This window comes from Micromonospora sp. NPDC005298 (assembly GCF_040607375.1).
Classification (GTDB): Bacteria; Actinomycetota; Actinomycetes; order Mycobacteriales; family Micromonosporaceae; genus Micromonospora.
Map to the genome: position 1 here is coordinate 121,396 of NZ_JBEXGP010000003.1, position 25,047 is coordinate 146,442.

Sequence of the window (25,047 nt, forward strand, 5' to 3'; positions counted from 1 at the left end):
GAGCAGCTTCGAGCCCGAACAGGAGAAACGCCGAGCCCGGCCGGCCGACCCACCACCCCAACCACTCCCCCTTTGCTCTGCAGCTCAATATGCACCGGAAGCGGAGGGTTACCGTCGCCTCCGTGGGTGCAGAGCAAAGGGGCTGTGGGGTGGATGTGGGGCCATTGGGGTTGTCACGCTCTGCGATCGATCCCGCAGCACCGAACAGACCGACGAGCTGGCGGTCCGGTGGTCCGGCGGTCCGGCGGCTCGGGTCAGTGACGTTCGCGCAGGAGCTGGGCGGCCTCGACCGCCCAGTAGGTGAGGATGATCTGGGCACCCGCCCGCTTGATCGAGGTGAGCGTCTCCAACATCACCCGATCCCGGTCGATCCAGCCGTTCGCGGCAGCCGCCTCGACCATCGCGTACTCACCGGAGACCTGGTAGGCCGCGACCGGGACGTCCACCGCGGCCCGCACCGCCGACACCACGTCGAGGTACGGCAGCGCCGGCTTGACCATCACCAGGTCGGCCCCCTCGGCGACGTCGAGCGCCACCTCGCGCAGCGACTCGCGGAGGTTGGCCGGGTCCTGCTGGTAGGAGCGCCGGTCGCCCTCCAGCGCCGACTCCACCGCCTCCCGGAACGGGCCGTAGAAGGCAGAGGCGTACTTCACGGCGTACGCCAGCACGGCGACGTCCTGGTGTCCGGCCGCGTCGAGCGCCCGGCGCACCACGCCGACCTGGCCGTCCATCATTCCGGACGGCCCGACCATGCCGACGCCGGCGGCGGCCTGGGCCACCGCCATCTCGGCGTACGCGGCCAGGGTGGAGTCGTTGTCCACCTCGCCGTCGGGGGTGAGCAGCCCGCAGTGCCCGTGCGAGGTGAACTCGTCCAGGCACAGGTCGCTCATCACCACCGTGGCGTCGCCCACCTCGGCCACCACGTCGCGGATGGCGACGTTCAGGATGCCGTTCGGGTCGATGCCGCCCGAGCCGGTCGGGTCCCGCCGTTCCGGCACGCCGAAGAGCATGATCCCGCCGACGCCGGCCTGGACCGCCTCGGCGGCCGCCTTGCGCAGCGACTCCCGGGAGTGCTGGAACACCCCCGGGAGCGAGCCGATGGCGCGCGGCTCGGTCAGCCCTTCCTTGACGAACATCGGCACGACCAGTTCGGCCGGGTCGACCCGGGTCTCGGACACCAGCCGGCGGGTCGCCTGGTTACGGCGCAGCCGGCGGGGCCGGATCTCGGGGAACGACATGGCAGAGCCTCCTCGAACGACTACCGGAAGCGCAGAGCGGTCGGGCCCTGCACCTTCGAGCCGCGGCGCTGCTTGGCCGGCATGGCTGCCAGCTTCTCGCGCAGCTCGACGGCGTAGGCGGCGAGCGCCTCCACCAGGTCGGGCACCGAGGCGTGCGGCGGCTGGACGTCGACCCGCAGGCCGAACTCCGTCGCGGTCTCCGCCGTCTTGGGCCCGATAACGGCAACAACGGTACGGGCGTGGGGCTTCCCCGCGATACCGACCAGGTTGCGCACCGTCGAGCTGGACGTGAAGAGCACCGCGTCGAACCCGCCCGACTTGATCGCGTCGCGGATCTCGGCGGGCGGCGGCGCGGCCCGCACCGTCCGGTACGCGGTCACGTCGTCGACCTCCCAGCCGCGCTCGGTGAGCCCGGCGGCGAGCGTCTCGGTGGCGATGTCGGCGCGCGGCAGCAGCACCCGGCCCACCGGGTCGAGGATCTCGTCGTGCGGCGAGAACTCGGCCAGCAGCCCCTCGGAGGACTGCTCCCCGGCGGGGATCAGCTCCGGCTGGATGCCGAAGGCGCGGACCGCGTCCGCCGTCGCCTCACCGATGCAGGCGATCTTGACGCCGCCGAAGTGCCGGGCGTCCAGGCCGTGCTCGGCGAACTTCTCCCACACCGCGCGGACCGCGTTCACCGAGGTGAAGATCACCCAGGCGTACCGGCCGTCGACCAGGCCCTTGACCGCGCGCTCCATCTGCGCCGGGGTACGCGGCGGCTCGACCGCGATGGTCGGCACCTCACACGGGATCGCCCCGTACGCCCGCAGCCGGGCACTCATCGCGCCGGCCTGCTCCTTGGTACGCGGTACGAGCACCTTCCAGCCGTACAGCGGGCGGTTCTCCCACCAGCTCAGCTTGTCGCGCTGGCCCACGCCCGCGCCGACGGTGAGCACCACGCGGCCGGTGAAGCCGAGCGCGGCGGCCACGAAGCTGTCCACGGTCGACGTGGTCGTGTACTGGGTCTCACCGGTGCCGTCGCCGGTCACACCGACCCCGGTCGTGCCGTCGACCCCGGCGGCCAGCAGTCCGTCCCGGACGGCGGCGAGATCACCGGCGTCCACGGCCAGCGCGAGCGAACCCCGGCCGACGGCCGCGGCGAGCGCCTCGAAGTCCAGTGCGCTGACGTCCTCGACGTCAGCGGCCGTACGCACACCCGGCAGGGGAACACCCGCGTAGGTGGCTACCCCCTCGGCTTGGCCGACACCCGGCACCACCTCGAAGTGGGCGGCGGTGCGGGCCACCGCCTGCACCTCCTTGACCACCGAGTCGTGGCCGAACGGGTCGCCGGCGACCAGGTGCACCGCGTTCAGCCCGGAGCGGGCCGCGGAGATCAGCACCTTCGCCACGTCCCCCGGCGCGCCCTCGGCCGGGGTGAACTCGGCGTCGTCTCTGGCCTCGGCGCGAACGACGGCGAGCAACGACTCGGGGACTCCCCGGTCGTAGATCACCTGGTCGGCGTCGACCAGGGCGTCGTGCGCCCGACGGGTCAGCAGGCCCGGGTCACCGGGGCCAGCCCCGACGAACGCGATACGGCCGACAGGCTTACGGGTGCGGGTCATTCTGTGCTCCCAAATTGCTGGGTCCCCGGGCCGGTGTGTCCTTCGTGGCCGAGGATCGAGTCGGCGCCGAGGTCGAGGAGTTCGGCGGCGAGTGCCTTACCGATCTCCGCCGCGTCGGCGGGCGTTCCGGTGCGGGACAGCCGAAGGTCACGAGTGCCGTCCGGACTGATCACCGCCCCGCGCAGGTAGATCTCATCGCCGGCGTCACCTTCGGCGAGTTCCGCATAGGCGGCGACGGGTGCGCTGCACCCGGCCTCCAGGGTTGCCAGCAACGCGCGCTCCGCGGTGACCGCGGCGCGCGACGGTGCGTGGTCGAGTATCCCGAGCAGCTCGACCAGATCCTGGTCGTCAACCCGGCACTCCACTGCCAGCGCGCCCTGGGCGGGCGCGGGCAGCATGAGCATCGGGTCGAGCGTCTCGGTGATCGCGTCGGTCCGACCGATCCGGGCCAGGCCGGCCCGGGCCAGCACGACCGCGTCGAGGTCGGCCTCAGGGCCGAGCACCCGCGCCAGGCGGGTGTCGATGTTGCCGCGGATCGGGGTGACCTCCAGTTGCAGCCCGAGGGCGTGCAGCTGGGCGATGCGGCGCAGCGCGCCGGTGCCCACGGTGGCCCCCGGCGGCAGCTCGGCGAGCGTCCGCCCGCCCTGGGCGATCAGCGCGTCGCGCGGGTCCTGTCGGGCCGGGACGGCCGCGATGTGCAGCCCGGCGGCGCCGGCCGTGGGCAGATCCTTGTAGGAGTGCACGGCGAAGTCGATCGTGCGCGCGGTCAGCGCGTCGCGCAGCGCGGAGACGAACACCCCGACGCCGAGCCGGTGCACCGGCGCGTTGGAACGGTCACCGGCGGTGACCACCTCGACCAGCTCGACGGGTCGGCCGGTGGCGGCGGTCAACGCCTCGGCGACCTGGCCGGACTGGGCCATCGCCAGGGCACTGCCCCGGGTGCCGAGGCGCAGGGGGGCGGTCATCGCGCTCCTCCGTTTGGCGGGATCTGGTCGGCGGGGTCCGTGCCGGGCATCGGGTCGGTGCTGGCGAACACGGCGCCCAGGTCGGGGGTCAGCACCTCGGGGACGGTGTCCACCGGTGAGGTCTGCGGCACCTGGAGGTCGAACAGCTCGCGCAGCAGGGCCGCGTACTGGTCCCCGCCCGGTTCGGCGGCCAACTGGCGGACCTTCACGGTGGGCTGGTGCAGGAGCCGCTGCACGACCCGGTGCACCGTACGGGCGACCTCGGCGCGCAGGTCGTCGTCGAGGTCGGGGCGGCGCTGGGCGAGCCGGCGCAGTTCGGCGGTGACCACGTCGTCGGCCCGACCGCGCAGCGCGGCCACGGTGGGCGCCACGTCGGCGCCGCGCAGCCAGGTGAGGAAGCTCTCCACCTCGCCGAGCACGATCCGCTCGACGGCGGCGGCGTCCGCGGCGGCGGGACCGTCGGCGAGGAGCGCCGCCATCCGGTCGATGTCGATCACCTCGACACCGGGCAGGTCGGCGACACCCTCCTCGACGTCCCGCGGGACGGCCAGGTCGAGCAGGACCAGCGGGCCCCGGGCCGGGTCACGTTCGGCGAGTGCCGAACCGACCACGGTGCGGGTGAGGACCGGTTCGGTGGACGCGGTGGCGGCCACTACGATGTCCACTGTGGAGAGGGTGTCGGCCAGTTCGCTCATCGGCGCGGCGCCCGCACCGTACGACTCGGCGAGCCGCAGGGCCCGGTCGGCGCCCCGGTTGGTGACGGTTAGCGGCCCCGCGCCCAGCCGGGAGAGCGTGGCCACCCCGAGCGAGCCCATCGCGCCGGCACCGACCACCAGGGCCGGTCGGCCCGCGAGGTCGCCGTCGAGGTGCTCGGCGGCCAGCTCCAGCGCGGCGGTGACGACGCTCTGGCCGGCCCGGTCGATGCCGGTCTCGGCGTGGGCGCGCTTGCCCACCCGCAGCGACTGCTGCATCAGCTCGTGCAGCAGGCGGCCGGCCGAGTCGGCGCCGGTGGCCCAGTGGTACGCGTCACGCAACTGGCCGAGGATCTGCGCCTCGCCCACGACCATCGAGTCCAGGCCGGTGGCGACGCGGAAGACGTGGTCCACGGCAGCGGTGTCGTAGTGCACGTACAGGTGGCTGGCGAGCGCAGCCGTCGGGCAGCCGGCCTGCTCGGCCAGGACGGCGCAGACGTCACCGAGGCCGCCGTGGAAACCGGACACGGCGGCGTAGACCTCCACCCGGTTGCAGGTGGAGACGAGCACCGCCTCGCTCACGTACGGCTGAGCGACCAGGCGGTCAAGTGTGCGAGTGAGGTCGGCGGGGGGCACGGCCAGCTGCTCCAGCGTGGCGACCGGGGCGGTCCGGTAGGACGCGCCGACGACGAGCAGTTTCACGTGCCGATCGCCTCCTGGGTCTCGGTGGCCGCGAGCCCGCCGGGCAGGGCGGTGAGCGACGCCTTGCGGTGCTCGTGGAAGGACAGGATCTGCAGCTCGATGGCGAGGTCGACCTTGCGCACGTCGACCCCCTCCGGCACCGAGAGTACGCACGGCGCGAAGTTGAGGATGCTCGTCACGCCGACCGCGACCAGTTGGTCGGCGACGCTCTGGGCGGCGGCGGCCGGGGTGGCGATCACGCCGATCGCGATCGACTCCTGCACGGCGATCGCCGGCAGCTCGTCGACGTGCCGGACGATCAGGCCGTTGATCTCCTCACCGACCCGGGAGGGGTCGGCGTCGAGCAGTGCGGCGATCCGGAAGCCCCGGCTGGCGAAGCCGTCGTAGCCGGCCAGGGCGTGACCGAGGTTACCCACGCCGACCAGGGCGACGGCCCGGCGCTGGGTGAGGCCGAGCACGTACTCGATCTGCTCGATCAGCAGGGCGACGTCGTAGCCGACGCCCCGGGTGCCGTACGAGCCGAGGTGGGAGAGGTCCTTGCGGAGCTTCGCGGAGTTGACGCCGGCGGCGGCGGACAGGCCCTCGCTGGAGACGGTCTCGTGCCCACCGTCGGCGAGGTTGTGCAGCGCACGCAGGTATTCGGGAAGCCGCGCGACGGTCGCCTCGGGCAGGTCCGGGAGTGCGGGTACGGCACCGGCACGGCCGGGCGCGCCTGGGTGACGGTGCTGACTCATGAGACTCCGTGCGGTGCGATCCTCGGCCAACTCCGCTGGTCGGCCGCTTGTGGACTCCCGCTGGCGACCGAGATTGCCGGCTGTGCTAGCAGGGCGCGTCGGAATCACAGCGTAGGCGCTTGTGAAGACGTGCACAAATCGCGATCTTGCCGCTGCGCGCCGCGACTCCACCAGCACCTCCATTCCACAAGATCGATTTAGCGCTCCGCGAGCCCGCGTCGCCCGGGCGATTATTGCTCAATCCCGACTTCTCTGACCAATCCCGCGTTGCGCCCGGCAGTGTGTCCCCACGGGGTAGGGACAGCCCTACGGGAGAGAGGCGGGACTTCGGGATGGGGACACCGGGCACGGATGCCTAGCCTTTGGGCATGACCGCCGTTGCCGCCAGCGACCAACCGACGCTGGCACCGAGCATCCCCCGCCAGCTCTTCGTCGACTCCGGGTACGTGCTGCTCGGCCTGCCACTTGCGGTGGCCAGCTTCGTCGTCCTCGTCGTGGGACTGGTGGTGGGCGTCGGGCTGGTGGTGACGGTGATCGGACTGCCGATCCTCAGCGGCACCCTGTACGCCGCCCGCGGGCTGGCCGACATCGAGCGTCTGCGGCTGCCGGCGGTGCTGCGACAGCCACGGATCCGACCGCACTACCGGCTGGCCGAGGCGGGGGCGAACACCTGGCGGCGGATCTTCGTACCGATGCGCGACGCCCAGTCGTGGCTCGACCTGGCACACGGCGTACTGCGGCTGATCGTGGCGGCTATCACGTTCGTGGTGACCCTGTCCTGGTGGGCCGCCGCGGTCACCGGCTCGTTCTACTGGGCGTACGACTGGGCGCTGCCCCGCGCCGACGGCGAGGGTGACCAGGATCTGCCGCAACTGCTCGGCCTGGGCAGCTCGACCACCGCCCGGATCGGGCTGAACACCGCGATCGGTGTGTTCTTCCTGATCACGTTGCCGATCGTGATCCGGGGTTGCGCGCTGCTGCAGGCCAGCTTCGCCAAGGCCATGCTCACCGGGGTGGCCGAGATGCGGGACCGGATCACCGTGCTGGAGGAGCAGAAGCGGGCCGCCGTCTCCGCCGAGGCGTCCGCGCTGCGCCGGTTGGAACGCGACATCCACGACGGCCCCCAGCAGCGCCTGGTCCGCCTGGCGATGGACCTGAGCAGGGCCCGGATGCAGCTCGCCACCGACCCGGAGGCGGCCGGCCGGACCATCGACGAGGCGGTCACCCAGACCAGGGACACACTGGCCGAGCTGCGGGCGCTGTCCCGGGGGATCGCCCCGCCCATCCTTGTCGACCGGGGCCTGCCCAGCGCCCTGGCCGCCCTCGCCGGTCGCGGGTTGATCCCCATCGAACTCGAGGTGGATCCGCAGCTTGGCACACCGGGCGGACGGCTCGACCCGGCGGTGGAGAACACCGCCTACTTCGTGGTGGCCGAGGCGCTCACCAACATCGCCAAGCACAGCCGGGCCACCGAGGCCCTGGTCGCCGTGTCCCGGCAGGGCACCCACCTTCAGGTGCGGGTGGGTGACGACGGGCAGGGCGGCGCGCACCTGGCCAAGGGGCACGGCCTGGTCGGCATCGCCGACCGGGTCCGGGCGGCCGGCGGCGAACTGGCAGTGGTCAGCCCCACCGGCGGCCCGACCGAGATCCGCGCCGAACTACCCCTGTGAACCGACGAGGACCGCACCCGACGTGGTAGACAACACAGCCATGCGCATCGTGATCGCCGACGACGCCGTCCTGCTCCGGGAGGGGCTGGTGCGGCTGCTCACCGAGAGCGGACACCAGGTGGTGGCCGCCGTCGGGGACGGCGACGCCCTCGTCGAGGCGGTGGTGGAGCACCAGCCGGACGTGTCGATCGTCGACGTGCGGATGCCCCCGACACACACCGACGAGGGTCTGCGGGCTGCGGTCGAGGCGCGCCGGCTGGTGCCGCGTACCCCGATCCTGGTGCTCTCCCAGTACGTCGAGGTGTCGTACGCCGATGACCTGCTGGCCACCACCGGCGGCGCCGGCGGCGGCATCGGCTACCTGCTGAAGGACCGGGTGGCGGCGATCGACGAATTCCTCGACGCGCTGCGGCGGGTGGCCGCCGGCGGCACGGTGCTCGACCCGGAGGTGGTCGGTCAGCTCTTCGCGCGACGCCGCCGCGACGAGCCGCTGCGCGAGCTGACCCCGCGCGAGCTGGAGGTGCTCGCCCTGATGGCCGAGGGGCGTTCGAACACGGCCATCGCCCGCGCCCTGGTGGTCAGCGACGGCGCGGTGGAGAAGCACGTCCGCAACATCTTCACCAAGCTCACGCTCCCACCGGACACCGAACAGCACCGACGGGTGCTCGCCGTCCTCACCTATCTGCGGAGTTGACCCACCCGGCCGGCCAGTGCCACCGCCTCGGTGAGGGTGTCGGCCACCGGGTGGCCGGAGGTGTGCAGCCGGGCCGGGTCGGTGAAGCCGCCGGTGTAGAGCACCGCCCGGCCGCCCACGGCGAGCGCCGCGTCGGCGTCGTCGATGGAGTCGCCGATCAGCACCACGTCTGCGCCGTCCACGCCCAGTTCGGCCAGGTGCGCCTGGAGTGACTCGGCCTTGCGGTCACCGCCGACAGTCGCCCGCAGCCCGTCGACGCGGGTGAAGTGGCCGGTCAACCCGAAGGTGTGCACGGTGGGCACGAGTTCCTCGTGGAACCACATGGAGAGCAGGCTCTGGCTGCCTGACCAGGCCGCCATCGCGGTCCGCGCGTCGGCGGCCAGCTCGCAGGTGGTCAAACCGTTGCGGTACGCGTCGTGGAAGATCCGGTCCAGCCGGGCGAACGCCTCGTCGTCCACGGCCTGGCCGAGCACCTCCGCGTAGTAGTCGGCGATCGGCCGACGGAACCGCACCCGGTGCTCGTCGGGGGTGACCGCCGGGCCACCGACACTGGCGAACGCGACGTTGGTGGAGGCCACGACCAGGCTGAGGTCGTTGAGCAGTGTGCCGTTCCAGTCCCACACCAGGTGGGGGCGCGCGGGGGTCATCACAGCACCTTAGGCAGCGCTCAGAGCTGCGGTGTGGTCAGGTCCCGCAGCAGCCGGTCCTCCTCGACCCGCCAGTAGCCGTGCTCCTTGCCGTCGAGCATCACCACGGGCAGCCGGTCCCCGTACTCCCGCTCCAACTCCACGTCGGCGGACACGTCCCACTCGACCCACTTGTCGCCGGTGACCGCCACGACGCGGTCGAGGGCCGCCTTGGCGTCGTCGCACAGGTGGCAACCGGGCCGGGTGATCAGGGCGAGCCGGGCGTCAGTGGCCATCGGTTACCTCCGTGCGGGTGTCGGCGGATGCGGGTGGGTGGGCCGGCGTCGCCGACCGGAGCGGGGTCCTGCGTACCGCGCCGGCACCACGTACGCCCGAACAGTCTGGCCGGTCCGCGGGTGCGGCACACCCGGTACCGCAGACTCGGCCAGCGCGCCGGGCGCCGTGCTCGTGAGCCGCCCGGTGGAACCGGTCGGCGAGGTTCGGCGCGGGGTTCACCGCCGCGGCCGGCACGGTGATCGAGTCTGGCACAGCGGACGGCGACAGGCCACGCCCGACGGACGGGACAACGGACCGCGCAAGTCCCGTCGGGGGGACTGCCCACTGTGCCACCGGCGATCCGGTCGGGTCCTGCCGATGGGACGGCCGATCTCGACGTACGGCGGTTCGGCCGGCGTCCGCCGACCACCCGGCAGCACGGCTGACCGAACGGTCAATCCACTCCCGACCAGGCGATCCATCCTGGATCACCGTGCCGCGGGAAAGTCAATCGCACACGACGGACAACCGGTCCGCCGTCGGTGCGACGGAGCGGGAAATACTTCCGCCCTGTGTAACGGACTTGCCACGCGCGGGTGACGTTGGCCCTATCATCACTCGGGTCGGCTCACCCCATTTGCCGTGAGTCGACACCCCTCAGCCCGAGGAGGCCCCCGTGCCTGTGAGCGCATTGGACCAGCACCTCAAGGGGTACTGCCGCCCGTCGGCACACCCCGGAACCGTCCTGCCCGACCGCAAGCCCGGTCGGTCGACCCCGACGACCCGCAGACCGGCCCGTCCGGCGACCACCGGGACGGGGGCGACACGGTGACCACCTTCGGTTACGCGGAACGCCCGGTCGGCCTGACCGGCCAGCCGACCCGCTCCCCGGTCAACGAGCGGCCGGCGGCCCGCGCTCCCGTGGACGACGCGCACGGCAACTCCGTGCGCGGCGACGGCGCGGCGCAACGGACCCGCAGCCGACCACATCACAACGAACCGCCGCCACGGCCGGCGACGCCGGGCGGTAACACGAAGCCGGCCGGCGGCCGGGTCGCCGTACCGTCGCGGCCGACAATGCCGACGCAGGGCCGCCGGGTCGGCGACACGCCGACGGCGACCACCGACCCGGCGGCGGGTGAGACAGCGGTGATTCCGGCGGTTCCGGCTGACACCGCCACCACCCCGACCGGGTTCCCGAGCCGACCGGACCCGTCCGACCCGGCCACCGAGGTCTGGACGCTCATCGAGCGGGCCCAGGCCGGCGAGTCCGAGGCGTTCGGCCTGATCTACGACAGGTACGTGGACACCGTTTTCCGGTTCGTCTACTTCCGGGTCGGCAACCGGCAGCTCGCCGAGGACCTGACGTCAGACACGTTCCTGCGCGCGCTCAAGCGGATCGGCAGTTTCACGTGGCAGGGCCGCGACCTGGGCGCCTGGCTGGTGACAATCGCCCGCAACCTGGTCGCGGACCACTTCAAGTCCGGCCGGTACCGGCTGGAGGTCACCACCGGCGACGTCCTGGACGCCGACCGGGAGGACCGGGGCCCGGAGGGCAGCCCGGAGGCGGCGGTGGTGGAGCACATCACCAACGTCGCACTGCTCACGGCCGTGAAGCAGCTGAACCCGGAGCAGCAGGAGTGCATCGTGCTCCGCTTCCTCCAGGGCTTCTCGGTGGCCGAGACGGCCCGGGCCATGGGCAAGAACGAGGGCGCCATCAAGGCCCTCCAGTACCGGGCGGTCCGGGCGCTGGCCCGGCTCCTCCCCGACGGCTTCCAGCCGTAATCTGCTTCGGCGGGACCGATGGGCGTCGATCGACGTCTGCGCAGCTCGGGGTCGGTCCCGCCGGGTGACGACAATCACTTTCTGTGATTTTCGCCCCGCCAGGCCCGTAACCCGTGCCCGGTCCGCCGCGTTTCTCCGGGTGCGACCGGTGGTTGCCCGGCAGGCCCGGGTCACCGAGGTCCCGACCGGTACCCGGGCGGCACCTCACCTCCGTGGTGTCACACTGCCGCCCGGTCGCTGGCAACGACGGCGGCCGACCGGCCGTGACCAGCGAGAGGAGGTGCCTGCGGTGGACAACACCCTCTTCTCCCGCCGGCGCGCCGAGCGCTTCGCGCAGCTTCTCGACGAGGCCAACGGCGCCCGGCGACACCACGTCCGGTCCCGTGTGGACGGTCAGCTCGCGCCGCTCGTCGCGGTGGGCCAACGGCTCAGCGTCGACCCCCCGGCGGTCGAGGTGGATCCCGAGTTCCGCACCGGCCTGCGGGCGATGCTGCTCGCCACGGCTGAGCGGGACGGGTTGGGCAACGCCCCGACGGCCGGCGAGACCGCCACCGCGCGTCCCGCCAGCGCCGCCCGTGGGCCGCTGCTCCCGGCCGCCACCGCCCGGCGGGCCAGGGCCCGCGCCGCGATCCTGGTCGGCGTCGCCGCCGGGGCCATCGCAGTCTCCGGCATCTCCGCCGCCAGCGAGGACGCGGTCCCCGGCGACGCGCTGTACGGCATGAAGCGCTCGACCGAACGGGCCCAGCTCGCCCTGGCCAGCTCGGACATCAGCCGCGGCCAGCTCTTCCTGGACTTCGCCCGGACGCGGCTCGGTGAGGCCGCCAAGCTCCGCGGTGACCGGATCGGCTACAGCACGGTCCTCGACGACATGGACGCCGACACCCGGCAGGGTGTCCGTCTGCTGACCTCGGCGGCGGTGCAGCGGGCCGAGCCGGGCAGTCTGGACACCGTCAACACCTTCGTCACCGGCCAGCGCCGGGCGGTGAGCAACCTGCTCGACGGCGCCAACCGGGTCGACCGGGAGCGGACGCGCCAGTCGCTGGCGCTGCTCGACAGCATCCGGGAACGCTCGGACGCGCTGCGGGCGTCGATCGCCTGCGGGCTGCCGGCACCGGCGGGCAGCGACGCCCTCGGCCCCGCGCCCACCGCCTGCCCCGGCACCCGCTGACCCCCTATACCGCAGGTCCGGCCGGCCCCGCCGCAGTTCAGCGCGTGCCCGGCCGGTCGGTCAGGTGGGCCGGATACCCTCGCTGGAGGCATCCGCCGTACCGGTGAGGAAGGGAGTCGCGTGGCGCGCAGCCGCAAGGTGACGGTCAGCACCGACGCCCACGGTCACACCGCCGGTTGGGCGGAGACCGACCTGGCGTCGGTGACCCCACCCGTACCGGACCCGGGCGCCGCGGCCTTCTTCGACGTGGACAACACGATGATGCAGGGCGCCTCGATCTACTGGTTCGCCAGAGGGCTGGCCGCCCGCAACTACTTCACCTCCGCCGACCTGGCCCGCTTCGCCTGGCAGCAGCTCCGGTTCCGGGTGCTGGCCCGGGAGCACGCCGGTGACATGTCGCTGGCCAAGGAAACCGCCCTGGCCTTCGTGCGGGGCTGGCGGGTGGACGACGTGGAACGCCTGTCGGAGGAGATCTTCGACGAGCTGATGGCCCCCCGGATCTGGGCGGGCACCCGCCGGCTCGCCCAGGGGCACCTGGACGCCGGTCAGCGGGTCTGGCTGGTGAGCGCCGCCCCGGTGGAGATCGGCCGGGTCATCGCCACCCGGCTCGGCCTCACCGGCGCGATCGGCACGGTGGCCGAGGTGGTCGACGGGGCGTACACCGGGCGGTTGGTGGGTGATCTGATGCACGGGCCGGCGAAGGCCGAGGCGGTGACGCAGCTCGCGGCCGTGGAAGGGCTGGACCTGACCCGCTGCGCGGCCTACAGCGACTCGGCCAACGACCTGCCGCTGCTGTCCGCCGTGGGCCGGGCGGTGGCCGTGAACCCGGACGGCACGCTGCTGCGGCAGGCACGGCAGCACGGCTGGGAGGTACGCGACTTCCGCACCGGCCGGCGGGCCGTCAAGATCGCCGTACCGTCGACGGCGGCGGCCGGACTGGTCGCCGGCGCGGTCACGGCCGGTCTGGCGTTGCAGCGCCGCCGCCGCGCCGGCTGACGGCCCCGCTCAGGGGCCGAACGGGTCGGGACGCCGCTCCAGCAGCGTGTGCAGGGTCTGCTGGATCGTCTCGCGCACCTGGTCGGCGAGGTTGAACACCACAAGCGGGTCGTCCGCCGAGTCGGTCAGGTGGGCGGTGGGGATCGGCGGGCAGAACTCGATCAACCATTTGCTGGGCAGCGGCACCATGCCCAGCGGCCCGAGCCACGGGAAGGTCGGCGTGACCGGGAAGTACGGGAGTTTGAGCAGCCGCGCGAGGGGCTTGAGGTCGGCGAGCATCGGATAGATCTCCTCGCCGCCCACGATGGCGACCGGAACGATCGGGGTGCCCGTGCGCAGCGCCGCCGAGACGAAACCGCCCCGGCCGAACCGTTGCAGCTTGTACCGGTCGGCGTAGAGCTTCCCGATGCCCTTGAAGCCCTCGGGGAACACGCCGACCAGGTCACCCCCGCCGAGCAGTCGTTCCGCGTCCGGGTTGCAGGCCACCGTGCCACCGGTCTTGCGGGCGATCTCCGACACCACAGGCATCCGGAACACCAGGTCGGCGCCGAGGAGGCGCAGGTAGCGGTGGGCGGGGTGCTTGTCGTGCAGTGCCGCCGAGAGGACCAACGCGTCAAGCGCCACGGTGCCCGAGTGGTTGCCGACCACCAGGGCGGGCCCGTCGACGGGTACGTGCTCCACGCCGGTGACCTCGGTGCGGAACCAGTCCCGGTAGAGCAGCCGCAGCAACGGGTGGAAGACCGCGTCGGTCAGATCGGGGTCGAAGCCGAACTCGTCGACCTCGTAGTCGCCGGAGAGCCGCCGACGCAGGAACGCCAGGCCACCGGCGACCCGGCGGTCCCACTGGTCACCCGGCCGGTCCGACACGGCCGGCGCGGTGCCGCCGGGCTGCCCACCGGTCACCCGGCCGCCGGTCGGCTCGTCCGTGGCCGCCGTGTCGACCTCGTCGGCCGGCTCGTCCGTGGCCGCGGTGCCGACCGCGTCGGCCGGCTCGTCCGTGGCCGCCGTGTCGACCTCGTCGGTCGGGGTCGGGGTCGGCGCGACCTGGGCCGCCGGTCGGTGTCCGTTGCGCCGGGCCGCCTCCGCGTCCGGCGCGGGCGACGGCTGCGGTACGTCGAACCGGCCGATACCCTGCGGATCCTCCCCCGGCCCGGTCATGAGGACCGCTCCCGTACCGCGTCGCGGACCTGCCGGATGCTGTCCAGGACGAGTCGCTCGGCGACCGCCAACTGGCTCCGGGTGACCACCACCCCGCCGTGGTGGGCGCGGATGAAGTCGTCGAAGGCAGCGGCGGTGGAGCGGGGCGTGAAGCCGTACTCCTGCTCCAACCGTGTGGTGTCGACGACCCGGCCGTGCACGAAGAGGTCCACCTGGTCCAGGCCGTACCTGCCGAAGCCCATGCTGCGAGCCAGCGCGGCGGCGCCGGAGAGCCCCGGCTCCAGCACCGGTACGGCCACCCGACCGGCCCGCCGGATCGCCTGGGACAGCGACAGCACGCCCGGGCCGGCGACGTTGTACGTGCCGGGGTGGTCCTCCACGATCGACCGGTGCAGCACCTCCAACGCGTCGTCGAAGTGCAGGAACTGCAGGCGGGGATCACGGCCGAAGACGGTCGGCACGAACGGCTGCGCGAAGTAGCGGGTCAACGTGGTGTCGGCGGTCGAGCCGATGAACGGGGCGAACCGCAGCACAGTCGCGGTGACGTCGGGCCGGCGGCGGCGGAAGCCGCGAACGTACCCCTCGACGTCGAGGATGTCCCGGCCGAAGCCGCCGCGCGGCACCTCACGCGGCTCGGTCTCCTCGGTGAACACGGCCGGGTCCCGGAACGACACCCCGTACGCGGCGGTGGAGGAGCGGACGACGAGCTTGCGCAGCCGGGGCGCCCGTTGACAGGCGGCGAGCAGTTGCATCGTGCCGATGACGTTCTGGTCCTTCATGCCCGACCGCCCGCCGTGCTGCGGGTCGGGGGCGCTGACCAGCGCGAGGTGCACCACCGCGTCGACGTCCAGGTCGGCGAGGAGTCCGCCGAGTGAGCCGGCGTCGACGCGGATCCGTTCGACCCGGTCCAGCAGGTCGGTGAACTCGGCGCCGGCATCCGGGCTGTCCACCCCGATGACGCGTTCGATGCGGGGATCGGCGGCCAGGCGGGCCGCCACGTTGGCACCCAGGTAGCGGCTGACCCCGGTGACGACGACGACCCCCGGAGCACCTGAGGTGCTACCGGGGGTCATCTGACGCACCTACGCCGGCAGGAGAGATCGAGCCGGGACGACCACGGCCTGATCACCTGAGCCTCCGGAGGTCGACAGTTTGCCAAGTGACGCCGGACGCCGGGCCGCCGGATGGGCCGGGGGTGGTTCGGCGCAGCATGCGCCGCCGGCCTGTCCGTCGAGCCCGGCGGCGATCACTTGCCGAGACGGCGACGCTGGACGCGGGTCTTGCGCAGCAGCTTGCGGTGCTTCTTCTTAGCCATGCGCTTACGGCGCTTCTTGACCACCGAGCCCATACGACAGCCTTTCGATACAACGTGCGGGGCGGACCGGATGACACCACGCAGGTGGCGACGGCGACCGCTTGCGGACAACGGACCGGACCAGTCTGGGCGGCAGGGAACACCGGTAGGGTCTCGGTCGGGCTCCAGGGTAACCGGAGAGCGTCAGCAGGACCAACGCGCCCCCGTCGATGCCGCTCAGATCGCACCCGACCGGCGTGCCGGTGGCTCAGGCGGTCTCCTGAAACGCACCCCGCAGATATTCGTGCACCGCGTGCTCGGGCACCCGGAAGGACCGGCCCACCCGGACGGCGGTGAGCTCACCGCTGTGCACGAGGCGATAGACCGTCATCTTCGACACCCGCATGACCGTTGCCACCTCGGCGACGGTCAGGAACTTGACCTCCGACAGCCGTCCGTCGGACTGCGACCCGGCCATGGCTCACCGACCCATCCCATGCCCGGCGCGTGCCAACCCGACGGATGCTCCGGGCCGGGCGGCGACGCGCGTGTTACCAGTACGGTAGCGGGGCCGCTGTGACCCGCGCGATCCCTTCGTACAACTGATCATGTTTTGGCCGCCGGTTCACCCGATCCGTGCTCCCGGTATCTCCCGGCCTGCGTGCGTCGTCCGGTTGCCGTCACTCGGCGCGCAGCGCGACGACCGGGTCGAGTCGGCCGGCGCGCTGCGCGGGGACCACCCCGAAGACGATGCCCACCACCGCCGACACGCCGAAGGCGAGCGCCAGCGACCACCAGGTGATCGCCGCCGGGATCGGCGACAGCGCGTCCACCAGCAGCGCGGTGCCCACGCCCAACGCCATCCCGGTCAGCCCGCCGATCGTGGTCAGCAGCACCGCTTCCAGCAGGAACTGCACGCCGATGTCCCGGGGTCGGGCGCCGACGGCCTTGCGCAGGCCGATCTCCCGGGTCCGTTCCCGGACGCTGACAAGCATGATGTTCGAGACGCCGACGCCGCCGACGAGCAGTGAGATGCCGGCGATGGCCGCCAGCACCCCGGTGAGGACGCCGAGGATGTCGCCGAGCACGCCGAGGATCTGCTGCTGGGTGACCGCGCTGAACTCGGTGTCCGGGTGGCGACGGTTCAGCTCGGCGACGATCCGGTCGCCCAGCTCGTCGATCCGCTCCCGGTCCGGTGCCTTCACGGCGATGCCGTCGACCCGTTGGGTGCCCCAGAGTCGCTGCGCGGCGGTCACCGGCACGTGCACCTCGTCGTCCCGGTCGACGCCGAGGCTCTGCCCCAGCGGCGCGAAGACGCCGATGACCCGGAACCGCACACCGGCGAGCGTCACCTGCTGGCCCAGCGGATCCCGGTCCGGGAACAGGGCGCGGGCCACCGAGTCGCCGAGCACCGCCACCCGCCGGCTGGTGTCCACGTCGGTGCCGGTGAGGTAGCGCCCCCGGGCCAGCGAGCGGGTGAACACCGCGGGGGTCGTCTCCAGGACGCCCTGCACGGTGGTGAAGTCGGAGCGGGCGCCGGCGCGGGCGGTCGCCCCGGAGGCGACGGTGACCGCCACCCGCTCGGGATCGCCGACAACGCGGGTCACCGCGTCCACGTCCTTGAGGGTCAACGGCGAGACCACCGGCGCGGTGCCCACCTCGATCTTGCCAGGGACGACGAGCAGCAGGTTGGAGCCGAGCCCCTCGACCTGCTGCTCCACCTTCTGTTTGGTGCCGGTGCCGATGGCCACCAGCAGCACCACCGAGGCCACCCCGATGATCACACCGAGCATGGTGAGGGCGCTGCGCAGCCGGTTGGCGCGCAGCGCGTCCAGGGCCACCCGCCACGCCTCGGCGACCCTCACGCCGCACCGCCCCCGCGCTCGCCCCGACCGGCCGCACGCGTGTCGGCGCCGGCGTGACCAGGGCCGCGCTCACGCGTGTCGGCGCCGGCGTGACCAGGGCCGGGCTCGCGCGGAAGGCGCCCGGTGGCTCCGGCGGCGCCACCGGAGCCACCGGACGGGTGCCCCGGGCCGCTTCCGGAAACGGACCGGGGCTCCGCGCTGGGAGCGGGCACCAGTGTCTCAGGTCGACCGTGATCAACGGACGGCGGTCGATCATGGGCGGCGCTGTCCGCGACGACCACCCCGTCGCGCATGGTGATCCGCCGCCGGGCGCGGGCCGCCACCTCCTGATCGTGGGTGACCATCACCAGCGCCACCCCCGACTCGGCGTTCAACGCCTCCAGCAGTTCCAGCACGGCGGCACCGGTGACGCTGTCCAGGTTGCCGGTGGGCTCGTCGGCCAGCAGCACCGTCGGCTCGGTGACCAGCGCGCGGGCGATGGCCACCCGCTGCTGCTCGCCACCGGACATCTGGTTGGGCCGGTGGTCGAGCCGGTGGCCCAGGCCGACCCGGCCCAGCATCGCCGCCGCCCGCTCCCGCCGCTGCCGGGCCGACACACCCCGGTAGACCAGCGGCAACGCCACGTTCTCCACCGCCGAGGTACGCGGCAGCAGATGGAACGCCTGGAAGACGAAACCGATGGTCTCGTTGCGCAGGGTGGCCATCTCCGGCGGGGACAGCGCGTTGACGTCCCGCCCGCCGATCACCAGCCGGCCGCCGGTGGGTCGATCCAGTCCGCCCAGCAGGTGCATGAGGGTGGACTTGCCCGAGCCGGACGGCCCGACCAGCGCCACGTAGTCGCCCGACCCCACCGTCAACGACACCCCGCGGAGCGCCTCCACCGACACCCCGTCGAGCTGGTACGTCCGGGAGACGTCCACCGCCTCGATGGCCGGTGGGGATCCGGTCACCGGACCTCCTGGCCGTCGCGGACCTGGTCGGTGCCGCGCACCACGATCCGGTCCCCGGGCTGCACACCGTTGAGGATCTGCACCAGGTCGGCCCCCTGGACGCCGACGGTCACCGACGCCCGTCCCGCCCTACCGTCGCGGACCACCCAGACCGCGTCCCGCCCGTCGGCGGAGAACACCGCCGAGGCGGGGACGGTCACCGCGTCGGCCGCCTCGCGTACCCGCAGGTGCACGATCGCGTTCATACCCGGGCGGGGTGCCGGGGCCGGTTCGTCCTCGGCCAGCTTCCCCGTGCCGAGCGTGAGGCGTACCCGATAGGTGACCCCGCCCTGCGCGGAGCTGGTGGGCAGCACGTCGACCGACCGGACTGTGGCGTCGTAGCTGGCGCCGGTGACGGCGTCCAACTCGACGGTGGCGGTCACGCCGGCCCGGACCAGCAGCACGTCGGTCTCGTCCACCTCGGCGAGCAGCCCCAACTGCCCGGTGTCCACCACCGTCAGGACCGGCGTGCCGGCGGTGACCTGACCGCCGACCGCGACCGCGTCGTCGACCCCGGCCGGCGGCCCACCCTGGGCGGGAGCCAGCACGGACGGGTCGATGCCGGCCCCGCCGGCCTGCTCCAACAGCCCGGCCAGGCCACCGGTCGCGCCACCGGCGGCACGGGTGCCACCCGGCTGCACCACACCGGCGATCGGGGCGCGCAGCGTCAACGCGTCAACCGTCGCCTTCGCCAGGTCGTACGCCTGCTGGGCCTGGAGCCGCTGCGCCGCGGAGAGCGCGCCGACGGCGGAACTCAGCCCGTCGATCCCCCGCTGCACCGCGCGGACCGCCTGGTCGGCGCTGCGCGCGGCCGCCGCGTACTGCCGCTGCGCGGACGTCACCTGGGTCAGCAACGCGTCGCGCAACTGCGGGTCGGCGATCTTCTCGGCGGCCGCACGGGCCGCGTCGAACGCCTCGTCGGCGGCCTTGTCGGTGCCACGCCGGCTGCTGGTCAGGTCACCGGTGGAGACGCCCCGACCGGCGCGCTTAGCGGAGGTCAGCGCCTCCTTCGCCTGACGCAGGCGCTGCCGGGCGGACGGCGAGTCGACCACGGCGAGCACCTGCCCCCGCGTCACCCGCTGCCCGGGTTGGACGCGCAGGCTCGCCACGGTGCCGTCGGCGGGAGCCGTGAGGGTGGCGGCGGCCCGGGCCGTCACCGTCGCCGGGGCGTCGATCACCTCGCTCACCGGGTTGCGGGCGGCCGACGCCAGCGCGAGGTCGGGGTCGTCCTCGCCGCAGGAGGCGGCGGTGGTGGCGGTGAGAACGACGACGGCGGTCAGGGCGACGAGCAGGCGAGGGCTGCGCACCCATCGATCGTACGGCTCGCCGTCACAGCGACCCCGAGCCGTCAGGCGACGGTGGCGCGGATGGACGCCACACACTCGTCGTGCAACGTCGACCACTGCTCACCGAACGCGTCCTCGGCCGCGGCGTCGAGGGTCCTGCGGTCGTGCACCACGGCCTTGAAGAAGGCGAGCAGCCGCTGCGGCCCGTACCTGTCGAGGAGGTGCCGGACGGCGAGGTAGCCGACTCCGTAGCTCGCGCCGACCCGCTCGGCGGAGGCGTCGTCGGCGGGGGTGACGCCGTCCAGCTTCCCGTCCCAGCCACCCTTGACGAGTTTGCGCACCTCGGCGAGGCCCTCGTACCGGTCGACCGGCTGGCCGCCCGCGCCCGCGTACTCGGCCAGCCCCTCCACCAGCCACCAGGTCAACCTGCCCGGGTAGCCGCGCGCCGGCAGGGACGCCGCGTGGGTCAACTCGTGCCGGAGCAGGTCGTCGGTGCCGCTGCTGCTGAGCCCGTCGGCGTTGAGGACCACCTCGTGGTGGCCGCCGCCCACGGTGACCGCGTAGCCGCCCGTCCACTGTGGGCGTCCGCCGCCGTACCAGCGCTGCCACTCGGTGCGGCCGGCGTAGAAGATCCGGTAGCGGTCCGGCGGCGCGCCGGTGACCACGTACCCGTCGGCGACCTTGGCCGCCGCCTCGGCCTGGGCCAGCAGGCCCGGCAGTTTGCCGCGCAGCGCCGGCGTGGTGGCGACGATGGTCCGCGCGCCGACCGCCACGGCCAGGTCGCTGATCTCCCACGGTCGGGTGCCGGTCTCGGCCGACTTGGACTCCTCCATGGCGACCAGCAGCGGCCGGTCGCCGTTCTCGCGCCAGCGGGTGCCGATCAGCACCGGGCTGGGCTGGCAGCCCGGCGCCACGAAGCAGTACTGGAAGCGCACCAACTGCCGCCACTCGCCCGGCCTGCCGACGACCGGCGCGGGCAGACCGCTCGGTTCGGGCCGCCACACGGTCACCTGGAGCGCGCGCAGCGCGGCGAAGCGTCGGCGCAGGTCGGCGTGCGCGACCGGGTCGGCGACGGCGAGGTAACCGGCGCGGTCGCCGCCGAGCAGGGCAGTGGACTGCCGCTGAAGCTGGGCGGTCATCCGGTCGGACAGTGCACGGGCCACCGCGGTGGCCGGGTCGTCCGGCGCCGAGGCGCCGATCCGACTGATCGTGGGTCGGCCAGCGGACTCGCGGACCACCCCGACGATCAGCAGTGCCGGCAGACCGCAGCCCAGAACCAGGACGATCACCAGAAACGCCGTCCACAGCGGCCAGAGCCGCCGCGGCGCCGGGCGCTGCTCCCCGTCAATCACCCGCCGAAGGGTACGACCATTCGGCCGATCGGGCGAGGCCGGCCCCTTCGGATCCTAGGCTCCGGGGCACACCGCCAGGAAGCGGATCAGCTCCTCGGCGGTCCGTTGTGGCCGGTCGGCGTGCGGGTAGTGCCCGGCCTCCTCGACCATCCGGGCCTCGGCGACCCGGTAGAGCCGGCGGGCCGCCCGCGCCTCGGCGCCCGGGTCGGGAAAGTCCGGATCACGGGTGCCCATCAGCACCAGCACCGGTTGGCGTACCCGCGGAGCGCGGGCGGTCCAGTGCGGCTCGGCGGGTGCGATCACCCCACGCACCGCAGCCATCCGGCCGGGTTCGCGCAGGTTGGCCACCATCGACCGCCGGTACGCGGCGTCGTCGGCGGGCCGGTGCACTCCGAACAACGTCCGGTGGAACATCCCGAACAGTCGTGGACTGCGCAGCACGGCCCGCCGCGTCACGCGCAGCAGCGGGTTCAGCTTCGGCCGACCGACGAACGCGCCGATCTGCACGAGGCCGCAGACCAGCTCGGGCGCGTCGGTGGCGGCGAAGACCACCGCCGCCGCGCTCGACGAGCTGCCGACAAGCACCGCCGGCCCGGCGTCGATGTCCCGGACCACGGCCAGCAGGTCGGCACCGACCTCCGTGGGCGCGTACGTGGGCCAGCCGACGCTTGACTCCCCGTGCCCCCGCACGTCCACCGAGGCGACCCGGTGACCGGCGGCCACCAGCGGCGGCACGAGGTGCCGGAAGCTCGCCCGGTTCTCACCCATGCCGTGTGCGAGGACGACCAGCGGCCCGTCGCCGTGCACCTCGTACGCGATGTGCCCGCCGTCGCGCCGCACCCGGCCGGTCGTCACGGCCCCGGGCTACTTCTTGGAGATCAGGGCGCGGCCGAAGAACACCAGGTTGGTCGGACGCTCGGCCAGGCGGCGCATCAGGTAGCCGTACCACTCGTCGCCGTACGGGACGTAGGTGCGCACGGTGTAACCCTCGCCGGCCAGGCGGGCCTGCTCCTGCGGGCGGATGCCGTAGAGCATCTGGAACTCGAAGCGCTCCGGCCCCCGGTCGAACCAGCGGGCCCGGTCCTCCCCGATGGCGATCATCCGCGGGTCGTGGGTCGCCAGCATCGGGTACCCGTCGCCGGACATCAGGATGTTCATGCACCGGACGTACGACTTGTCCACATCGCGGGTCGACTGGTACGCCACCGACTCCGGCTCCTTGTAGGCGCCCTTGCACAGCCGCACCCGCGACCCGGCGTACGCCAGCTCCCGGCAGTCCGACTCGGTCCGCCGCAGGTACGCCTGGAGCACCGCGCCGGTCGACGGGAAGTCCTTGCGCAACCGGCTCAGGACCTCGAGCGTCGAGTCGGTGGTGGTGTGGTCCTCCATGTCCAGGGTGACTGTGGTGCCCGCGGCGTCGGCGGCGGCGCAGATCGCCCGCGCGTTGTCGTACGCCAACTGCTCGTCGAACATCTGGCCGAGGGCGGACAGCTTCACGCTCACCTCGGCCGCCGGGGTGAGGCCCGCGCCGGCGAGCATCTTGAGCAGCCGCAGGTACTCGTCGCGGGTGGCGGTGGCCTGCTCGGGGGTGACGGTGTCCTCGCCGAGGTGGTCGAGGGTGACCGCGAGGCCGTCGTCGACGAGCCCGCGGGTCGCGCGCAACGCGTCGTCGGTGGCGGCGCCGGCGACGAACCGGCGGACGACGTCCCGGGTGTACGGGGCGGTCGCGACGAGCCGCTCGACCTGGGATGACCGGGAGGCGGCGAGGATGACGGAACGGAGCATGAGCCGAGCGTATCGCCCCTGCCAGGAGCCCCGCCGACGGGCGGCCGGGACGCTCGACGCCGGGGCGGGGCGGCGGTGGTGGCGCCGATCGGCTACAACGATGCCGTGGACCAACGCCCCCGCCGCCGGCTCCGGTCGGCCTCCGTGCAGCTCGGCGCGCTCACCGCTCTCGCGCTCGCCCTATCCGGCTGCAACATGACCTCGGACGACGACGATGACGACGACTGCGCCCTCGGCCCGGTCGGCGGCGGCGAAACCGTCGCGCTGGCGATGCGGGTGCCCGCCCCGGCCGCCGGTCGCGTCGCCCCGGAGCCGACCACCGCGGCCCTTCCCGACCGCGGCGGGTTCGGCACCCACCTCGCCTCCTGCGGGGGCTGAGGTGCGCCGGGAGACCGTCACGCCACGCACCGACTGGGACGCCACCATCCGGTCCCAGGGGCTCGTGTACGTCGACACCGAGCTGCCCGACGGCGGCATCATGTCGTACTGGGACGAGACCGCCGCGTACGCCTTCGACCTGGACGAGGTGCTGCGGCTGGAGGAGGCCACCGAGGAGCTGCACCGGATGTCGGTGGCCGCCGCCGAGCACGTGGTGGCGCAGCACCGGTACGCCGAGTTCGGCATCCCGGAGTGGGCGGCCGAGGCCGTCGCCCGGTCGCTGCGCGAGGCCCCACCCACCCTCTACGGGCGCTTCGACCTGGCGTACGACGGCACGTGGCCGCCGAAGATGCTCGAGTACAACGCGGACACCCCCACCGCGCTTGTCGAGGCGAGCATCATCCAGTGGTACTGGCTGGAGCAGACCCGCCCCGAACTGGACCAGTGGAACAGCCTGCACGAGCGGCTGGTCGGCGCCTGGGCCAAGATCGCGGCCGGGCTGCACGACCCCCTGGTGCACGTGCTCTGGTCGAACGAGGAGGAGTCGGGCGAGGACCACATGACCGCCGGCTACCTCGCCGAGGCCGCCCGGCAGGCCGGCCTGAGCGTGGAGCTGCAACCCATCCAGGAGATCGGCTGGGACGGCCGCCGCTTCGTCGACGCCGACGACCGCCCGGTGACCACCTGCTTCAAGCTCTACCCGTGGGAGTGGATGCTGGCCGAGCCGTACGGGCCGGCGGCCCTGGCCCCGGGCACCCCGACCACCTGGATCGAGCCGGCCTGGAAGCTGCTGCTGTCCAACAAGGCGCTGCTCGCGGTTCTGTGGGAGCTGTACCCCGGCCACGAGTACCTGCTCCCGGCGTACCTCGACTCGCCGCGCGGCATGACCGAGTACGTGGCCAAGCCGCTGCTCGGCCGGGAGGGCGGTTCGGTACGCATCGTCACCGCCGACGAGGAGATCACCAACCCGGGCATCTACGGCGACGAGGGCTGGTGCTACCAGGAGTTCCGGGCGTTGCCGCAGTTCGCCGGCAATCGGGTGGTGCTGGGCAGTTGGATCGTGGACGGCGAGTCGGCCGGGGTGGGGGTGCGCGAGAGCGCCAGCCTGATCACTGACGGCTACGCGCGGTTCCTGCCGCACTACATCGACGCAGCACGCACCTCGTGAGTCGTCTACCGTTGGGGGCGTGAACTTCGACGCGTACGCCCGGACCGGTGTTGACCTGATCAACGCCCGCCTGGACGACCTCGACGATCTGCGGGCCCTCTTCCCGGACGAACACGACTGGATGCGCGACGAGGTCGCGGACCGGGACATGGTGATCTTCCGGCGAGCCCAGAAGCGGCTGCGTGACGTCTTCGAGTACGGCACCTCGGGGCGTGACGCCCAGGCGGTGACCGAGCTGAACGCGCTGCTCGAGGCGTTTCCCGTCCAGCCGCGCATCTCCGGACACGACTCCAGCGACTGGCACATGCACGTGACCAGCCGGGGTGCCTCGGTCAGCGCCGAGTACCTGGCCGGCGCGGTGTGGGGGCTGTCGGTCTGGCTCTGCGAGTACGGCAGTGCCCGGTTCGGGGTGTGCGCCGACGAGCGGTGCGGCAACGTCTACCTGGACACCTCGTCGAACTGCTGCCGGCGGTTCTGCTCCGAGCGCTGCGCGACCCGGTCGCACGTGGCGGCGCACCGGGCCCGCAAGCGGGCCGCCGTGGGCGAGCAGGTGACGGTGGCCGCCCAGCCCACCGGCGGCGCCGACTCACTGACCCCGGTCAGCTGACGCCACCGTCCGGGCGGT

The 25,047-nt window shown here is 73.1% G+C and carries 24 protein-coding genes and 1 pseudogene; 8 read left to right on the forward strand and 17 right to left on the reverse strand.

The features are described 5' to 3' along the window. Positions 1–254: 254 nt before the first annotated feature. From hemB to ABZS77_RS09545, 5 genes are read right to left on the reverse strand one after another with little or no spacing between them, the layout of a single operon-like run. Complete coding sequence (gene hemB, locus ABZS77_RS09525; protein ID WP_354819877.1) at positions 255–1,238, reverse strand: porphobilinogen synthase; 984 nt, start codon at positions 1,236–1,238, stop codon at positions 255–257. Positions 1,239–1,258: 20 nt separating this feature from the next. Further along, the gene (locus ABZS77_RS09530) at positions 1,259–2,839 is read right to left on the reverse strand and encodes a uroporphyrinogen-III synthase (protein ID WP_139586874.1); all 1,581 of its coding nucleotides are present in this window, start codon (positions 2,837–2,839) and stop codon (positions 1,259–1,261) included. Further along, positions 2,836–3,804, reverse strand: coding sequence for a hydroxymethylbilane synthase (gene hemC, locus ABZS77_RS09535; RefSeq protein ID WP_354819880.1), 969 nt, complete (start codon positions 3,802–3,804; stop codon positions 2,836–2,838). The genes ABZS77_RS09530 and hemC overlap by 4 nt, the downstream gene beginning before the upstream one ends. After that, the gene (locus ABZS77_RS09540; protein WP_354819883.1) at positions 3,801–5,198 is read right to left on the reverse strand and encodes a glutamyl-tRNA reductase; all 1,398 of its coding nucleotides are present in this window, start codon (positions 5,196–5,198) and stop codon (positions 3,801–3,803) included. The genes hemC and ABZS77_RS09540 overlap by 4 nt, the downstream gene beginning before the upstream one ends. Further along, complete coding sequence (locus ABZS77_RS09545) at positions 5,195–5,932, reverse strand: redox-sensing transcriptional repressor Rex (protein ID WP_354819886.1); 738 nt, start codon at positions 5,930–5,932, stop codon at positions 5,195–5,197. Before ABZS77_RS09545 ends, ABZS77_RS09540 begins: the two co-directional genes overlap by 4 nt. A 368-nt stretch (positions 5,933–6,300) precedes the next feature. Here ABZS77_RS09545 and ABZS77_RS09550 point away from each other — a divergent pair, with 368 nt between their 5' ends. Both ABZS77_RS09550 and ABZS77_RS09555 read left to right on the forward strand, forming a co-directional pair. Then, complete coding sequence (locus ABZS77_RS09550) at positions 6,301–7,602, forward strand: sensor histidine kinase (protein WP_354819889.1); 1,302 nt, start codon at positions 6,301–6,303, stop codon at positions 7,600–7,602. A gap of 40 nt (positions 7,603–7,642) precedes the next feature. Beyond that, positions 7,643–8,296: a response regulator transcription factor gene (locus ABZS77_RS09555; RefSeq protein WP_354819892.1), complete on the forward strand. Its 654-nt coding sequence runs from the start codon at positions 7,643–7,645 to the stop codon at positions 8,294–8,296. Here ABZS77_RS09555 and ABZS77_RS09560 read toward each other — a convergent pair. Then, the gene (locus ABZS77_RS09560; RefSeq protein WP_354819895.1) at positions 8,281–8,943 is read right to left on the reverse strand and encodes an HAD hydrolase-like protein; all 663 of its coding nucleotides are present in this window, start codon (positions 8,941–8,943) and stop codon (positions 8,281–8,283) included. The two genes, ABZS77_RS09555 and ABZS77_RS09560, sit on opposite strands and share 16 nt — an antisense overlap. A 20-nt stretch (positions 8,944–8,963) precedes the next feature. Beyond that, positions 8,964–9,218: a glutaredoxin family protein gene (locus ABZS77_RS09565; RefSeq protein WP_354819898.1), complete on the reverse strand. Its 255-nt coding sequence runs from the start codon at positions 9,216–9,218 to the stop codon at positions 8,964–8,966. An 808-nt stretch (positions 9,219–10,026) separates the two neighbouring features. Between ABZS77_RS09565 and ABZS77_RS09570 the strand changes: the two genes are divergently transcribed. The 3 genes from ABZS77_RS09570 to ABZS77_RS09580 all read left to right on the forward strand — a co-directional run bounded on the left by ABZS77_RS09570 (position 10,027) and on the right by ABZS77_RS09580 (position 13,147). Continuing rightward, the gene (locus ABZS77_RS09570) at positions 10,027–10,983 is read left to right on the forward strand and encodes an ECF subfamily RNA polymerase sigma factor, BldN family (protein WP_354819901.1); all 957 of its coding nucleotides are present in this window, start codon (positions 10,027–10,029) and stop codon (positions 10,981–10,983) included. A 289-nt stretch (positions 10,984–11,272) separates the two neighbouring features. Beyond that, on the forward strand, positions 11,273–12,151 hold the full coding sequence (locus ABZS77_RS09575) for a DUF5667 domain-containing protein (protein WP_354819904.1): 879 nt from the start codon (positions 11,273–11,275) through the stop codon (positions 12,149–12,151). A gap of 120 nt (positions 12,152–12,271) precedes the next feature. Further along, positions 12,272–13,147, forward strand: a complete 876-nt coding sequence (locus ABZS77_RS09580; RefSeq protein ID WP_354819907.1) for an HAD-IB family hydrolase — start codon at positions 12,272–12,274, stop codon at positions 13,145–13,147. 9 nt (positions 13,148–13,156) lie between these two features. Here ABZS77_RS09580 and ABZS77_RS09585 read toward each other — a convergent pair whose 3' ends face one another. From ABZS77_RS09585 to ABZS77_RS09630, 10 genes and pseudogenes are all read right to left on the reverse strand, one after another. Beyond that, positions 13,157–14,050 (reverse strand): lysophospholipid acyltransferase family protein, encoded by an 894-nt coding sequence (locus ABZS77_RS09585; protein ID WP_354820470.1) that lies wholly within the window; start codon positions 14,048–14,050, stop codon positions 13,157–13,159. Between the two features lie 251 nt (positions 14,051–14,301). Then, positions 14,302–15,378, reverse strand: coding sequence for an NAD-dependent epimerase/dehydratase family protein (locus ABZS77_RS09590; protein ID WP_354819910.1), 1,077 nt, complete (start codon positions 15,376–15,378; stop codon positions 14,302–14,304). Between the two features lie 173 nt (positions 15,379–15,551). Next, entirely contained in the window at positions 15,552–15,653 is a 102-nt protein-coding gene (locus tag ABZS77_RS09595) for an AURKAIP1/COX24 domain-containing protein (protein WP_007465623.1), read from the reverse strand. 214 nt (positions 15,654–15,867) lie between these two features. Then, complete coding sequence (locus ABZS77_RS09600) at positions 15,868–16,077, reverse strand: helix-turn-helix domain-containing protein (RefSeq protein ID WP_007465625.1); 210 nt, start codon at positions 16,075–16,077, stop codon at positions 15,868–15,870. A 202-nt stretch (positions 16,078–16,279) separates the two neighbouring features. Further along, positions 16,280–17,464, reverse strand: a complete 1,185-nt coding sequence (locus tag ABZS77_RS09605) for an ABC transporter permease (protein ID WP_354819913.1) — start codon at positions 17,462–17,464, stop codon at positions 16,280–16,282. A 116-nt stretch (positions 17,465–17,580) separates the two neighbouring features. Further along, positions 17,581–18,414 (reverse strand): annotated as a pseudogene (locus tag ABZS77_RS09610) (ABC transporter ATP-binding protein); the annotation flags it as partial. Further along, positions 18,411–19,760 carry an efflux RND transporter periplasmic adaptor subunit gene (locus ABZS77_RS09615; protein ID WP_354819916.1) on the reverse strand — a complete coding sequence of 450 codons (1,350 nt, stop codon included), beginning with the start codon at positions 19,758–19,760 and terminating at the stop codon, positions 18,411–18,413. The gene ABZS77_RS09615 and the pseudogene ABZS77_RS09610, both read right to left, overlap by 4 nt. Positions 19,761–19,801: 41 nt before the next feature. Beyond that, positions 19,802–21,091, reverse strand: coding sequence for a hypothetical protein (locus ABZS77_RS09620; RefSeq protein ID WP_354819919.1), 1,290 nt, complete (start codon positions 21,089–21,091; stop codon positions 19,802–19,804). A 54-nt stretch (positions 21,092–21,145) separates the two neighbouring features. Continuing rightward, positions 21,146–21,946, reverse strand: a complete 801-nt coding sequence (locus tag ABZS77_RS09625) for an alpha/beta hydrolase (RefSeq protein WP_354819921.1) — start codon at positions 21,944–21,946, stop codon at positions 21,146–21,148. A gap of 9 nt (positions 21,947–21,955) precedes the next feature. Next, positions 21,956–22,876 carry a proline dehydrogenase family protein gene (locus tag ABZS77_RS09630; RefSeq protein WP_354819924.1) on the reverse strand — a complete coding sequence of 307 codons (921 nt, stop codon included), beginning with the start codon at positions 22,874–22,876 and terminating at the stop codon, positions 21,956–21,958. Between the two features lie 105 nt (positions 22,877–22,981). On the opposite strand from ABZS77_RS09630, the gene ABZS77_RS09635 reads away from it, so the two are divergent. The 3 genes from ABZS77_RS09635 to ABZS77_RS09645 are packed head-to-tail and all read left to right on the forward strand — an operon-like array spanning position 22,982 to position 25,029. Beyond that, positions 22,982–23,254 carry a hypothetical protein gene (locus tag ABZS77_RS09635; protein WP_354819927.1) on the forward strand — a complete coding sequence of 91 codons (273 nt, stop codon included), beginning with the start codon at positions 22,982–22,984 and terminating at the stop codon, positions 23,252–23,254. Between the two features lies 1 nt (position 23,255). Further along, positions 23,256–24,422: a glutathionylspermidine synthase family protein gene (locus ABZS77_RS09640; protein WP_354819929.1), complete on the forward strand. Its 1,167-nt coding sequence runs from the start codon at positions 23,256–23,258 to the stop codon at positions 24,420–24,422. A 19-nt stretch (positions 24,423–24,441) separates the two neighbouring features. After that, entirely contained in the window at positions 24,442–25,029 is a 588-nt protein-coding gene (locus ABZS77_RS09645) for a CGNR zinc finger domain-containing protein (RefSeq protein ID WP_354819932.1), read from the forward strand. Positions 25,030–25,047 lie beyond the last annotated feature (18 nt).